This is a genomic window from Pseudomonas sp. SDO5215_S409, assembly GCF_054071325.1.
Map to the genome: position 1 here is coordinate 44729 of NZ_JBSVWN010000016.1, position 15561 is coordinate 60289.

1 protein-coding gene is annotated in these 15561 nt (G+C 66.9%); it reads right to left on the reverse strand.

Translation table 11 applies throughout. The annotated features are described in order from the left end of the window. Positions 1-7 precede the first annotated feature (7 nt). The gene (locus tag ACW9H9_RS11140) at positions 8-15463 is read right to left on the reverse strand and encodes a non-ribosomal peptide synthetase (protein ID WP_457343206.1); all 15456 of its coding nucleotides are present in this window, start codon (positions 15461-15463) and stop codon (positions 8-10) included. Positions 15464-15561 lie beyond the last annotated feature (98 nt).

The following is a 15561-nucleotide window of genomic DNA, read 5'->3' on the forward strand; positions in this document are numbered from 1 at the left end:
CCTCAATTTAAGAAATCAGTTTCTCAAGATCATTGGCTGATAGACGTTTGAGGGCCTCCAGAGATTTAGTCAGTTCATCCTGCAACGGCTGTAGATCGCCTTGCAGCCCCTGTAGCTGGTCACAGAACGCCCGCAGGTTGTGCGCGCCGAACAACACCTTGAGCGGCACCTCCAGGTCCAACTGCTGGCGGATCTGCATGACCACCTGCGTGGCCAGCAACGAATGCCCGCCCAAGGCGAAGAAGTTGTCGTCGAGGCCCACCTGCGGCACGTCGAGCACCGCCTGCCAGATGCCGGCCACCTGTTGCGCCAACTCGGTGTCGGGCGCGACAAAGGCCGCTGCCGCCACGGCGTCGGGCTTGGGCAACGCCTTGCGGTCGAGCTTGCCGTTGGGGCTCAGTGGCATCGCCGCCAGCGCCTGCACATGGTTGGGCACCATATAGCCCGGCAGTGCCTGGCCCACGTGCAGCTTGAGCGCAGTGGCGAACTCGACGGCGTCCGCCACCTCGGCAAGCGGCACCACATACGCCACCAGCACCGCGTTATCCACCGCCACCACCACCGCTTCGCGCACCTGCTCATGTTCGAGCAACCGCGCTTCGATCTCGCCCAGCTCGATGCGCAAGCCGCGCAGCTTGACCTGATGGTCGATCCGCCCCGCGTACTCGATCACCCCGTCGGCGCGATAGCGTGCCAGGTCCCCGGTGCGGTACATCCGCTCGCCGCCGCCCAGCGGGCTGACCACAAACCGCTCGGCGGTCAATGCCGGGCGCTGGTGATAACCGCGCGCCAGCCCCGCCCCCGCCAGGTACAACTCACCGAGCACACCGGCGGCGACCGGCTCCAGGTTGGCGTCCAGGATGAAACACGCCATGTTGGCGATAGGCTGGCCGATAGGCACCGCGTCCCGCCCTTCGTCGCGGCACGTCCAATGGGTCACGTCGATCGCAGCTTCCGTGGGCCCGTACAGGTTGTACAAACCAGCGCCGGGCAAGCGGGCGAGCACCTGCTGCTGAGCGTCGACCGGCAATGCCTCGCCGCTGCACACGATACGGCGCAGGCTCACGCAGCTGTCCACCTGCGGGGTCTGCATAAACGCCTGCAACATCGAGGGCACAAAGTGCAGCGTGGTGACCTGCTCACGGTTGATCAGCTCGACCAGGCGCGCCGGGTCACGGTGATCACCGGGCGCTGCGACGACCAGGCGAGCGCCGGTCATCAACGGCCAGAAGAACTCCCACACCGACACGTCAAAGCTGAACGGGGTCTTTTGCAGCACCGCATCCGTGGGGCCCAGGCCATAGGCCTCTTGCATCCAGCACAGCCGGTTGGTCAACGCCCCATGGCGGTTGCCGCAACCTTTGGGTTTGCCAGTGGAACCCGAGGTGTAGATCACATAGGCCAAGTGCTCGGCGTCCACCGCCACCTGCGGGTCGGCGCTGCTGTAAGCCTCAAGCCAGGGCGCAGACGGCTCCAGCAGCCAGGTCTGTACGCCCTGCGGCACCGGCAGTTCATCCACCACACCGGCCTGGGTCAGCACCAGTGACACGCCGCTGTCTTCGATCATGTAGCGCAGACGGTCCTCGGGGTATTCCGGGTCCAGCGGCACATAGGCGCCGCCCGCCTTGAGAATGGCCAACAGGCCCACGACCATTTCCACCGAGCGCTCCAGCGCGATGCCCACCAATTGGTCCGGGCCTATGCCGGCCTCGATCAGCTTATGGGCCAGGCGATTGGCCCGGGCGTTGAGCTGGGCGTAGCTCAGGTGCTGGTCGGCAAACACCAGGGCGGTGGCATTCGGGCTCTGTTGTACCTGGTCTTGTATGCGCTGCTGAATGCTGCGGTCCAGGGGGTAAGCCACCGCCGTGGCGTTCCAGTCCTGCAGGATGTGGCGACGCTGGTGGTCGTCCAGCACCCGCAAGTCGCCGACACGCGCTTGCTCGCCGCTGTCGGCCATTTGCAACAACAGGTGCTGCAGATGACCGGCCAGTTGCGCGATGAAGTCACCGGCAAACTGCTGGCGGTCATAGGCAAACTGCAACGACAGCGTCTGGCCCGCGTCCACCAGCACGGTGAGCGGCAGGCTGGTCTGCTCGTGGCTGCTGGCCTGGCCAAAGCGCATGCCGGCCGGGGCGCCCTGTTCCAGGGCTTGGGACACCGGGTAGTTTTCAAACACCAGCAGGCTGTCAAACAAGCCCGCGCCGCCGTGCCCGGCCCAGCGTTGAATGTCGAACAGCGGCGTTTGTTCGTGTTCGCGTATGGCCAGGTTCAGGCGCTGCACGTCCTGCAACCAGTCACCCAGGTGTTGTTTGCTGTCGGGGGTGGCGATGACCGGCAAGGTATTGATGAACAGGCCGACGTGTTGCTCCACCCCCGGCAAGTCGGCCGGGCGCCCGGACACCGTCGCGCCAAAGGCGACCGTCGCGTGGCCGGTGTAGCCCTGCAACAACAGCAGCCAGGCACTTTGCACCAGGGTGTTGAGCGTGACTTTGCGAGCCCGGGCAAACGCGCCCAGGTGCTGGGTGGCGGCAGGGTCGAGGCGTTGCTCGTGGCTGCCATGCCCGCTGCCCGCGTCACCTGGCGAGCCACCGAGGCTGCGCGCCAACAGCGTGGGCTCTTGCAGCGCGGCCAACTGCTGCGTCCAGAACGCTTGGCTGGCGGCGCTGTCCTGGCGCTGAAGCCAGGCGATGTAGTCACCGTAGCCACCTGGACGCGCGGCGACCGGTTGCCCGCTGTAACGCTGCAACACCTCGCCCAGCAGCTGCGAATTGCTCCAGCCGTCCATCAGGATGTGATGGCTGGTGTAGAGCAGTTCATGGCGGTCCTGGGCGGTGCGCACCAACACCAGGCGCAGCAGCGGCGCCTGGGCCAGGTCAAAGCCCTGCTGGCGTTGCTCGGCGGCCAGGGCATCCAGCGCAGACGCCAGGTGCGGGCGCGCCTGCCAGTCATGCACGGTAAACGGCAGTTCGGCGTGGCGCTTGACGATCTGCAAGGGCTGCGGGTGCGCGCTCTCCCACACAAATTGGGTGCGCAACACATCGTGGGCCTGCACGCTGTCTTGCCAGGCCGCACGGAACCGTTCGACGTCCACGCCGTGCACGGTGACGCGCATCTGGTTGATGTAATCGCCGCTGTCCTGCTCCAGTCGGCTGTGAAACAGCATGCCTTGCTGCATGGGTGCCAAGGGGTAAATGTTCGCCAGCTCGCGGGCCGGTACGTCCAGGGCGTCCAGCTGCGCCTGGCTCAGCCCGGCCAGGGGGAAGTCCGACGGTGAAACACCGGCCGCCCCGCCCGTGCAGCAATGGGCGATCAACGCCTCGAGCTCCACCGCGTAATCGTCCGCCAGCCGTTGCACGGTGGCCTCATCGAACATCTGCGTGCTGAAACTCCAGTCCAGGCTCAACTCGCCGCCGTACACGCGGCCGTTGAGCGAAAGCCAGTTACCCAGCGGCGCCTGCGCGCCTTGCTCCGCACCAGCCGGTTCCGGGGCGGGCAGCCACAGCGAGGTTTCATCGAACTGGCTGTCGAACTGCCCCAGGTAGTTGAAGGTGATGCGCGGCGGCGCCAGCACGCTCAAGGCGGCGCGCGAGGCCTCATCCCCCAGGTGACGCAGGGCCCCAAAGCCGATGCCTTTGTGGGGGATGGCGCGCAGTTGCTCCTTGATCGCCTTGATCGACGCGTCCAGCGTGTCGCCGGGCGTCAGGCGCAGCGGGAACAGGCTGGTGAACCAGCCCACGGTGCGGCTCAGGTCGAGGCTGTCAAAAAGTTCTTCACGGCCATGGCCCTCCAGTTGCAGGGCCAGGCTGCCCTGCCCGCTCCAGCGCGTCATCACCCGTGCCAAGGCGGTCAACAGCAAATCGTTGACCTGGGTGCGGTACGCCGCTGGGGCTTCTTGCAGCAACTGGCGGGTGTGCGGCGCGCTCAGGCGGCTCTGCACCGTGGTCGCGTAGCGGTTTTCCAGGCTGCCTGCTGGGCGGTCGCACGGCAATTCAGCGTCGGCGGCCTGGGCCTGCCAGTACGCCAGCTCTGCCTGCACGGCCGGTGTGCGGGCGTAGGTTTGCAGGTGTTCGGCAAAGTGCTTGAACGCCGATGTCTTGGGCGGCAAGCGCAGCGCCTGGCCCTCAAGCGCCTGGCGATAGGCGGCCTGCAGGTCTTCCAGCAGGATCCGCCACGATACGCCGTCCACCGCCAAATGGTGCACCACCAGCAACAGGCGCTGGCTGCCGTCCGCCATTTGCGCCAGCACGGCGCGCATCAGCGGCCCTTGCTGTAGGTGCAGCGAGCGCTGGGCGCGCAGCCCAAGGTGTTCTAGCTCGGCGGCGTCGGCCACCGCGGCTTGCCACAACAGCTCGGGCACGGCACCCGTCGGCAGGTGCTGCGCGGCCCAGCCACTGGCGTGTTCGGTAAAGCTCAGGCGCAAGCTGTCGTGATGCGCCAGCACGGCCTGCAACGCCTGTTCCAGCGCCTTGGCGTTCAAGGCCTGCGCAGGGCGCAGCAGCACCGACTGGTTCCAGTGATGGCGGTCGGTGATCGGCTGGGCGAAGAAGTCCTGTTGAATCGCCAACAACGGCGTGGGCCCCTCGACCGGCCCCTGGTCGACGTGCGCCCCGATAGGCGCCTGCCGTGCGACGCGGGCCAGCCCTTGCACGGTCTGGTGGGCGAACAGCGCCTTGGCGGTGATGTGAATGCCCGCCGCACGGGCCCGGCTGACGACCTGGATCGACACAATCGAGTCGCCGCCCAGTTCAAAGAAGTTGTCGGTGACACCCACCTCGGTCAGCTTGAGCACGTCCTGCCAGATCGTCACCAAGCCTTGCTCGATGGCATTGCACGGGGCCTGGTAACCGGCCTGCGCGGCCTGCAACGGCGGCACCGACAGAGCCTTGCGGTCCAGCTTGCCGTTGGGCGTGAGCGGCAAGTGCGCCAGGCTCACCCACTGGGCGGGCACCATGTAGTCGGGCAGCGCCTGGCGCACCCAATCACGCGCCAACGCCTGCAGGTCCTGCGCGGCCTGCGGCTGGGGCACCAGGTAGGCGATCAGGCGCGTGCCCTGCTCGCCGTCATGGGCCACCACCACGGCTTCTTCGATAAGTGGATGTTGCAGCAGGCGCTTCTCGATTTCCCCCAACTCGATCCGAAAGCCGCGCACTTTGGTCTGGTGGTCGATACGCCCCACGTACTGGAGCTGCCCGTCGGGCAGGTAGCGGACCAGGTCACCGGTGCGGTACAAGCGCGCCTCGCCACCCCCGAACGGGTTGGGCACAAACCGCTCTGCCGTCAGGTCCGGGCGCAGCAGGTAGCCCCGCGCGATCCCGGCCCCGGCCAGGTACAACTCACCCGCCACCCCCACCGGCACCGGCTGCAATTGCCCGTCCAGCACGTACGCGTCGCTGCCCGTCAATGGTCGGCCAATGCTGGCTTGGCCACCGGCGGCCCGGCGCACGTAGGTCGAGTAGGTGGTGTCCTCGGAGGGGCCGTACAGGTCGTAGACATGCTCCAGCGGCGCATGCTGGTACAGCGCGTCCACCAAAGTCTGCTTGAGCGGTTCGCCCGCCAGGTTAATGATGCGCACGCTCGCCGGGAGGTGCCCGGCCTGGTGCAACGCGGCGATGGCCGACGGCACCGTGTTGATCAGCGTGACCCGCTCGCGGGCGGGCAGTTCTGCCAGCGCCAGGGCGTTTTCGGCCAGGATGAAAAACCCGCCGCTGGCCAGGGTCACGAACAGCTCCCACACCGACAAGTCGAAACAGATCGAGGTGGACGCGAGCACCCCTTGCAGGTCTTCGCGGCGGTAAACCCCTTGCGCCCACTGGATCAGCGCCACGGCGTTGCGATGGCTGATGGCAACGCCCTTGGGCGTGCCGGTGGAGCCCGAGGTGTAGATCACGTAGGCCAGGTTATCGGCGCTGGCCAGGGGCTTGAGGTCGGCGCATTCCGGGGCGTGCGGGTCAACCTTGCGATCGCTGACGATCAGCTCTTCCACTGCGCCGCCCTGCCCGGGCACGTCGGTGAGCACCAGGCGGGCGCGGCTGTGTTCCAGCATGTAGGCCAGGCGGTCGGCCGGGTAGTTGGGGTCCAGCGGTACGTAGGTGCCACCGGCCTTGAGGATCGCCAGCAACGCCACGACCATTTGCGCCGAGCGCGGCAGCAACACGCCTACGCGCACTTCCGGGCCCACGCCACGCGCCCGCAAACGCCGCGCCAACAGGTTGGCGCGTGCGTTGAGCTGGCGATAGTCGAACGATTGCTCGCCCACCAGCATCGCGAGGTCATCGGGGTGCGCTGCCACGCGGGCCTCAATCAGCGCATGGATAAGCGTGTCGCAGGGCTGGGCCAACTCAAGGCTGTTCCAGTCGCCCAGCATCACTTGGCGTTCGGCGGCGTCCAGCAACGGCAGTTCGGCGACCGCCAGGCTCGGTTGCTCCACCACCGCGGCCAGCAGGTTCTGCCAGTGGCGGGCCAGTTGCGCAACGGTGCCGTGGCGGAACAGGTCGGTGGCATAGGTCAGGGAGGCGGCCAGGCCGCCGGGCACTTCGGCGGTGTCCAGGGTCAGGTCAAATTGTGCGGTGCCGCTGTCCCAGGCGATGCCTTCGATGGCCAGCCCGGGCAGTTGGGTCACCTGCGGTTCGCGGTGCTGGTGGTTGAACAGCACCTGGAACAGCGGGCTGTGGCTCAGGCTGCGCTGGGGTTGCAGGGCGTCCACCAGTTGCTCGAACGGCAGGTCTTGATGGGCCTGGGCGTCGAGCACCGAACGGTGCACCTGGTGCAGTAAGTCGCCAAACGGCGCCAGCCCGTCCACCTCGGCTCGCAGCACCTGGGTGTTGACGAAAAAGCCCACCAGGCCTTCGGTTTCCATGCGGTTACGGTTGGCCACTGGCACGCCGACGCGCACATCGGCCTGCCCGCTGTAGCGGTGCAACAGCACTTGGAACGAGGCCAGCAATACGCTGAATAGCGTCACCTCTTGTTGCCGGGCCAGCGCCTGCAAACGGCTGGTCAGTTCGGCGGGCAAGGTGAAGTCCAGGCGTGCGCCGTTAAAGCTTTGCTCGGCCGGGCGTGCAAAGTCCAAGGGCAGCTCCAGCACAGGCTGCTCCCCGGCGAGTTTTTCGCGCCAGTACGCCAGTTGCCGGGCACTTTCGCCCTCGGCCATCCATTGGCGCTGCCACGCCGCGTAGTCGGCGTATTGCAGGGGCAACGCACGCAAGCTGGCAGAGGTGCCCTGGCAGGCGGCGGCGTAGAGCTGGATCAGCTCGTCCACCAGGATCTGCATCGACCAGCCATCCGAAATGATGTGGTGCTGGGTGATCACCAGCACATGGTGCGCAGGTTCGATCGCCAGCAAGCGCACGCGCATCAGCGGGCCGCTGAACAGGTCGAAGGGACGGCGGATTTCCTGCTCCACCTGGCGCTGGATAAGCGCGGCGTCCACCGCCTCCTGCTCCACTGGCACGTGCAGCGTGGGGTGGATCACCTGCCAGGCGCGCTCGCCCTCTTCCACAAAGGTGGTGCGCAGGGCCTCATGGCGCATCACCAGTGCCGCAAACGCCTGCTCCAGCGCGGGCACATTCAGCTCGCCGCGCAGGTGCAGCGCGGTGGGCACGTGGTAGGCGGCGCTGGTGGGGTCCAGTTGCCAGAGGAACCATTGGCGTTCCTGGGCCGACGACAACGCCAGCGGGCGGCCGCGCTCCAGCGCCTGCATCGGCGCGCTGTGCTGCACGGCGAGCCCTTCGCAGGCCTGCGCAAAGCCGCGCAGTGTGGGGTGGTCGAACAACACTTTGAGCGCCACTTCCAGCGCAAGGGTGTGACGCACGCGGGAAATCACCTGTGTGGCCAGCAACGAATGGCCGCCGCGGGCGAAGAAGTGGTCGTCCAGGCCCACCTGTTCAACCTGCAACACGGCTTGCCAGATCGTGGCCAACGCCTGCTGCAACGGGGTGTGCGGGGCCACATACGCTTCGCCAGCCTGACTCAGGTCCGGCTTGGGCAATGCGCGACGGTCGAGCTTCCCGTTGTTGTTCAGCGGCAAGGCGTCCAGCACCACCCAGTGGGCGGGCACCATGTAGTCCGGCAGGCACTCGCCCACGCGGCGGGCCAGCGCGGCGGTGTCGAGCTGCATGCCGCTGGCGGCCACGGTGTAGGCCACCAGTTGTGCCCCGGTGGGGCCCTCATGGGCGATCACCGCCGCTTCGCGCACCTGCGGCAGCGCTTGCAGCACGGCTTCGATCTCGCCCATCTCGATGCGCAACCCACGGATTTTCACCTGATGGTCGATACGCCCAACGTATTCCAGTGCGCCGCTCCCGTTGTAGCGCGCCAAGTCGCCGCTGCGATAGAGCCGGGCGCCCGGCACGCGGGCAAACGGGTCGGGCAGAAAACGCTCGGCGGTCAGCGCCGGGCGGTCGAAATAGCCCTGGGCCAGGCCCTCCTGCGCACCGATGCACAACTCGCCCACGGCGTCGGCCGGCAGTAGCTCAAAAGCGCTGTCGAGCACATACAGTGCGCGGCCCTGAATGGCCTGGCCAATCGGCATGCCAAACGCGTCACTGGCATCTGCCAGTTGGCAGTCGTGCACGCTGGACACCACGGTGGCCTCGGTGGGGCCGTAGGTGTTCAGCAGGCGCACCGCGCCCAACCCGGCGGCGTGCCAGGCACGCACGCCTTCGACGGCCATCGCCTCGCCGCCCACGTGCACCTGACGCAGCTTGCCCAGGGAGCGGCCGTCGAGGGCACATTCCTTGGCCAGCAGGAACCAGTAGGCGGCCGGCAAGTCGGTCAGGGTCACGCCCTGCTCGACGATTTCCCGCGCCAGTTGCCCGGCATCCCACAACTCATCGCCGCGCATGATCAGCGCAGCCCCCACACACAGCGGCGGGTAGCACTGCTCGACAAACCCGTCAAAGCTGAACGTGGCAAATTGCAGCACGCGGTCTTCACTCGACAGCACGCTGTAGTGCACCGCCGTTTCACAGAACTGACCCAGGGCGGCGTGATCGATCGCCACGCCCTTGGGTTGGCCGGTGGAGCCTGAGGTGTAGATCACGTAGGCCAGGTCGGCGGCGCTCGACCGGCTCGGCGGGTTGGTGGCCGGGTAGGCGCCCAGCTCGTCACCCGAGGGGCTGACCTCCACCCGGCGCAAGGCCTGGGGCAACGGCAGGTCAGCCAGCAGGCCGGTTTCGCACAGCAGCAGGTCCAGGCGGCTGTCGGCGAGCATATAGGCCAGGCGTTCGGCGGGGTATTTTGGGTCCAGCGGGACATAGGCCGCGCCGCTTTTGAGCACCGCCAACAGGCTTACGATCAGTTGCGGGCCCCGGCGCGACGCCAGGCCCACGCGCTGCCCGGGGCCCACGCCCTGCGCCAGCAAGTGATGCGCCAGGCGGTTGGCGCGCTCATTGAGCTGACGGTAAGTCAGTTGCTCACGCCCGGCCTGCACGGCCAGCGCCGCCGGGGTGGCCTCGGCCTGGGCGGCGAAGCGTTCGTGTACGCGGTCATGGCGCAGCACGTCGCGCGGCGACTGGCTCAAGGCAAGCGCCTGGCGGCACCCGCTGTCGTCCAGCAATTGCAGGGTGCCCAGCGGCGCCTGGGCGTTGGCCATCAACTGGTGCAACAGGTGTTGCAAGTTGGCGCTCAATTGCTCGACCTGCGGCGCGCTGAAACGCGCCCGGTCATAGCTGAACTCCAGGCGCAGGCGGTCACCCAGCTCCACGCCAAGCGTCAGCGGATAGTTGGTGCGTTCGTGATTGTGCATCTGGCCAAACGTCAGCCCGGCGGGCGCGCCACGCTTGAGCGCAGCGGCCACGGGGAAGTTTTCAAACACCAGCAAGGTGTCGAACAAGGCCCCGCCCGGCTGCCCGGCCCAGGCCTGGATGTCGTAGAGCGGTACATGTTCGTGGTCGCGCAGGCTCGCGTTGAGGGCTTGCAGTTCGGTCAGCCACGCGGCGGCCGATTGCGCCGGTGAGGCGCTGCTGATCATCGGCAAGGTGTTGATAAACAGGCCCAGTTGCTGCTCGATCCCGGGCAACGGCGCCGAGCGCCCGGCAACCGTGGCGCCAAAGGCCACGCAGTCGTGCCCGGTGTAGCGCTGCAACAGCAGGCTCCAGGCGCCCTGCAGCAAGGTGTTGAGGGTGATTTTGTGCTGGCGGGCGAACGCGCCGAGGCGTTGAGTGAAAGCGCCGTCCAGGCTCACCGGGTAATCCGCCATGCCCGCCGCGTCCTGCGGGGCGCGCAAGGCGGCGGCCAACAGGGTGGGGGTCTGCAACGGCGCCAGCGCATTTCTCCAGAACGCCTCCCCTTCGGCGGGCACTTGCTGCTGCAGCCACGCCAGGTAATCGCGAAATTGCCCCAGCGGGGCCGGCAACGCTTGACCGGCGTAGTGGGCAATCACTTCGCCGAGCAGCTGGGCGTTGCTCCAGCCGTCCATCAACAGGTGATGGCTGGTAAAGATCAGGTGCCAGCGGCTGCCGGGGCCGCGCACCAGCATCAGGCGCAACAGCGGCGCGGTATCCAGCGCAAAACCGCGCGCCCGCTCGGCCTCGGCCAGGGCGTCGGTGTTGGCGTTGACGTCGTCGATCACCTGCAACGGCAAGTCGACCTGCTGGCGGATGACCTGATGCGCGCTGTCCAGGCCCTCCCAGTGGAAGCTGCTGCGCAAAATGTCGTGCCGGTCCACCGCCGCCTGCCAGGCGCGACCAAAGGCCAACAGGTCGAGGCCGTCGATGTCCAGGCGCAGCTGGTTGATGTAGGCCTGGGCCTGGGGCTCATACAGGGTATGGAACAACATGCCTTGCTGCATCGGCGACAGCGGATACAGGTCGGCCATGGCGGGCCCGTCGACCGGCAGCGCATCCAGTTGCTGCTGGGTGACGCGGGCCAGCGGGAAGTCGGACGGCGTGACCTGCCCGGCTTGGGCCGCGCAGCAATGCTGGATCAGGCCAGTCAGCTCCTCGATGTAGTCGTGCGCCAGGCGCTGGACCGTCGAGGCGTTGAACATCTCGCGGCTAAAGCCCCACTGCAAGGTCAGCTCGCCACCGTAGACCTGGCCTTCCACGGTGAGCCAGTTGGCCAGCGGCGCCTCGGGGTCCTGGGCCTGGCCGCTGCCTTGCGTGGCAGGCACAAACAGTGCCGACTCATCGAACTGACGGTCGAACTGCCCCAGGTAGTTGAAGGTGATGCGCGGCGCCGCCAACCCGGCAAGCGCCTGGCGTGCCTGCGGTTGTGCCAGGTAGCGCAGCAGGCCGTACCCGATGCCTTTGTGCGGCACTGCGCGCAACTGCTCCTTGACCGCCTTGATCGCCACCGGCCACTCGCCGCCCGCCTGCAAATGCAGGGGAAACAGGCTGGTGAACCAACCCACCGTGCGGGTCAGGTCCAGGTCGTCGAACAGGTCTTCACGGCCATGGCCTTCGAGTTGAATCAACGCGCCGTCCTTCCCGCTCCAGCGCCCCACCACACGGGCCAGGGCGGTGAGCAGCAAATCGTTGACCTGGGTGCGATAGGCCGCCGGTGCGGTTTGCAGCAGTTGGCGGGTCAGGTCGGCGTCCAGGCGTACGTCTACCTTTTCACCCAGGCGGTTTTGCAGGCCGCCCTGAGCGTTGTCACAGGGCAACTCGGCGTCGTGGGTTTGGGCAAGCCAGTACGGCAGTTGCGCGTCGAGCGTCTGGGCGTGGGCCTGTAACTGCTGCGCCCAGTGTTGGTAGGCGCTGGTCTTGGCGGGCCATTGCCCGGGGGTGCGGTAGGCGTGCTGCAAGTCTTCCAGCAGGATGCGCCAGGACACGCCGTCCACCGCCAGGTGATGGACCACCAGCAACAGGCGCTGACTGCCGTCCGCCATCTGCACCTCTACCGCGCGCATCAGCGGGCCGTGTTGCAGGTCGAGGCTGCGCTGCGCCTCTTCGCACAAGGCCGCCAGTTCGTGGTCGTTTTCGGCGCGGGCCTGCCAGAGCCCCGACGCCTCGACGGGCGCGCCATACGACTGCTGCCAGCCTTCGGCGTGCTCGGTGAACCGCAGGCGCAAGGCATCATGGTGGTTGATCAGGCCGGTCAGGGCCGCGTCCAGCCGGGTGGCGTCCAGCGGCTCGCGCGGGGTCAGCAGCAAGGACTGGTTCCAGTGCGATCGCACAGGGATGGCCTGCTCGAAAAAGCCCTGCTGCACCGGGGTCAGGATGACCTCGCCAGTGACCGGCCCCTGGTCAATACACGCCCGGTCTTCAAAGGTGGCAACCAAGGCCAGGCTGCGCACGGTCTGGTACTGGAACAGGTCGCGCGGGCTGAGGCGGATGCCCGCCTGCCGCGCTCGGCTGACCACCTGGATGGAAATGATCGAATCACCGCCCAGCTCGAAAAAGTTGTCTTCCAGGCCCACCTGGGCAACCCCCAGCACGTCACACCAGATCGCCGCCAAGGCTTTTTGCAGGGGATTGTGCGGGGCGACGAACGCGTGTTGCGGCGCGGCGTCCGGCAAGGGCAGTGCCTTGCGGTCGAGCTTGCCGTTGGCCGTTACCGGCAGCTTATCCAGCACCATCAGGTGAGTCGGCACCATGAATTCGGGCAGGCTGCCCAGCAGCCAGTCCTTGAGCTGCGGCTGCCACGGCGTGGACGGCTCGTCGCCCTCCAGCACCAGGTACGCCACCAGTTGCTTGGCGCCGTGCACCAGCACCACCGCTTCGCGCACCCACGCGTGTTGCATCAGGCGGGTTTCGATTTCGCCCAGTTCGATACGCAGGCCGCGCAGTTTGACTTGATGATCCAGGCGCCCCAGGTACTCGATCACCCCGTCGGCGCGTTGCTTCACACGGTCGCCGGTGCGGTACAGGCGCTCGCCCGGTGCGAACGGCGCCGGCACAAAACGCTCGGCGGTCAGCGCCGGGCGACGGTGGTAACTGCGGGCCAGGCCGACACCGCCCAGGTACAACTCCCCTGCCACACCCGCAGGCACCGGGTTCAACTGGGCATCCAGCACGTAGGTGGCGAGGTTGGCGATAGGACGGCCAATGGGCACGCTGTCGGCGCCTTCGTCGAGGCAGGTCCAGTGGGTCACGTCGATGGCCGCTTCGGTGGGGCCATACAGGTTGTACAGCCCGGCGCCCGGCAGCTTGGCGAACACCTGCAACTGCGCGTCCAGCGGCAAGGCTTCGCCGCTGCACACGATGCGCTTGAGGCCCGTGCAGGCCTGGACGCCCGGCTCATGGATAAACGCCTGAAGCATGGACGGCACGAAGTGCAGCGTGGTGATCGCGTGCCGGTTGAGGGTGTCGATCAAGCGGGCCGGTTCACGGTGCTCGCCGGGCGCGGCGACCACCAGGCGTGCGCCGGTCATCAGCGGCCAAAAGAACTCCCACACGGACACGTCAAAGCTGAACGGGGTTTTCTGCAAAACGGCGTCACTGGCATCCAGGCCATAAGCCTGCTGCATCCAGCACAGGCGGTTGACCAGCGCGCGATGGCTGTTGCCCGCGCCTTTGGGCTTGCCGGTGGAACCGGAGGTGTAGATCACATACGCCAGGTTGAGCGCCTGCACCGGCACCGCCAGGGGCTGCGGGCTGTAGGCCGCCAGCCACTCGGCGGGCGGGTCCAGGGCGATCACCGTCACCGCGTCGACCGGCAACGTCGCCAGCAGCGATTGCTGGCTGAGCAGCAGCGTGATGCCGCTGTCTTCGATCATGTAGGCCAGGCGTTCGCGAGGGTATTCCGGGTCCAACGGCACATAGGCACCGCCCGCCTTGAGAATGGCCAGCAGGCCCACGACCATCTCCACGGAGCGCTCGACACAGATACCCACCAACACGTCCGGGCCCACGCCCTGTTCGCACAAGGCCCGGGCCAGCTGATTGGCCCGCGCATCGAGCTGGGCGTAGCTCAGGGTGGTGCTGCCAAACACCAGCGCCGGTGCGTCGGGGGTGCGTTGCACCTGGTCTTCGATCAATTGGTGCACGGCGCGCTCGGTGGGGTACGCCTGGGCGGTCTGGTTCCACTCCTGCACGAGCACATGCCGGTCTTGTGGCGTGAGCATCGCCAGCTCGCCCACCCGCTGATCGCCCTCGGCAACCATGGCCTGCAGCAGCGCCAGCCAATGATCGGCCATGCGCTGGATGGTGGCGGCGTGGAACAGGTCGTTGGCGTAGGTCAACGCCGCGTGGAGCGTGCCGGACTTTTCAAAGGTGTCCAGGGTCAGGTCGAACTGGGTGGTACGGCCCTGCCACTCCAGCGACGACAGCTCAAGACCGGAGGCGGTGGTGATCGAGGCGAGGTCTGCCACCTGCGGCTGGTGGTTGTACATCACCTGGAACAACGGCGTGTGACTGAGGCTGCGCTCGACTTTCAGCGCTTCGACCAGGCGCTCGAATGGCAATTCCTGATGCGCCTGGGCGCCGAGGGCGTGCTCCTTGATGGCTTGCAGCAACTGGCTGACGCGGGTCTGCCCGTTCAGCTCGGTGCGCAGCACCTGGGTGTTGACGAAAAAGCCGATCAGCCCTTCGACGTCGCCACGGTTGCGGTTGGCGATCGGCACACCGATGCGGATGTCTTCCTGGCCGGTGTAACGGTGCAGCAGTACGTTGAACGCGCCGAGCAGCAGCATGAACAGCGTGACGTTGTGCTGCTGCGCGCAGCGGCGCAGTTGTGCGGCCAGCGCCGGATCAATCGCAAAATTGTGCCGGGTGCCCTGATAACTGGGCCTGGCAGGCCGCGGGTAATCGGTGGGCAGTTCCAGCACCGGGTGTTCATCGCCCAGGCGGGCCTGCCAGTATTCCAGCTGACGGGCCTGCTCCCCCGCCTCCAGCCAGCGGCGTTGCCACAGGGCGTAGTCGCTGTATTGGATCGGCAGCGGTGCGAGGCTGGGCGCCTGGTTGCGTGCAAAGGCGTCGTAGCAGCGGATGAACTCGTCGATCAACACGTTCATCGACCAGCCGTCCGAGACGATGTGGTGCAAGGTCAGCAGCAGCACATGCTCGTTCTCGGCCAGCTTGAGCAGCTTGACCCGCAGCAGCGGGCCGTTTTCCAGGTCGAACTGCTGCAACGACTCACGGGTGGCCGCCTCGCTCACCGCCTGCTCGCGCTCGGCGCAGGCATAGTGGCTGAAGTCTTCAGGCGTGATGGCCAGCGAAGGCTGCGCCGCCACCTGCCACAAACGGTCGTCGGCCTGGCGCTGGAACACCGTGCGCAGGGTTTCATGGCGTGCCACCAGGCTGGCGAATGCCTGCTCCATGGCCTGCAGGTTCAAGGCGCCCTTGAGCCGCACCGCGCCGGGCAGGTTGTAGGCGCCGCTGGCGGGGTCCAGTTGCCACAAGAACCACATCCGCTGCTGCGCATAAGACAACGCCTGACGGTCCTCGGCCTCCACCCCTGCCGGAATCGGAAACCGGGAAAAGTCCAACCCTTCCCTGTGCAAGGCCTGGAGAAACACCTGGCGTTTTTCCAGGGGCAACCCGATAAACCGGCGAGCGAGTTTCAAGGAGTCTTCAGCGTTCATTTGTTGGGATCCGGAACAATAGGCGGGGAGCGCAAAGGCACGTCGTCCCTATAAAACGAACCGGGGAGGGAAAAATTAGCGGGGGAAGCCGAGAAGCG

Bases quoted from the DNA above. Each gene is read 5' to 3' on its own strand.
- ACW9H9_RS11140 (WP_457343206.1), bottom strand. From the start codon at position 15,463: ATGAACGCTGAAGACTCCTTGAAACTCGCTCGCCGGTTTATCGGGTTG.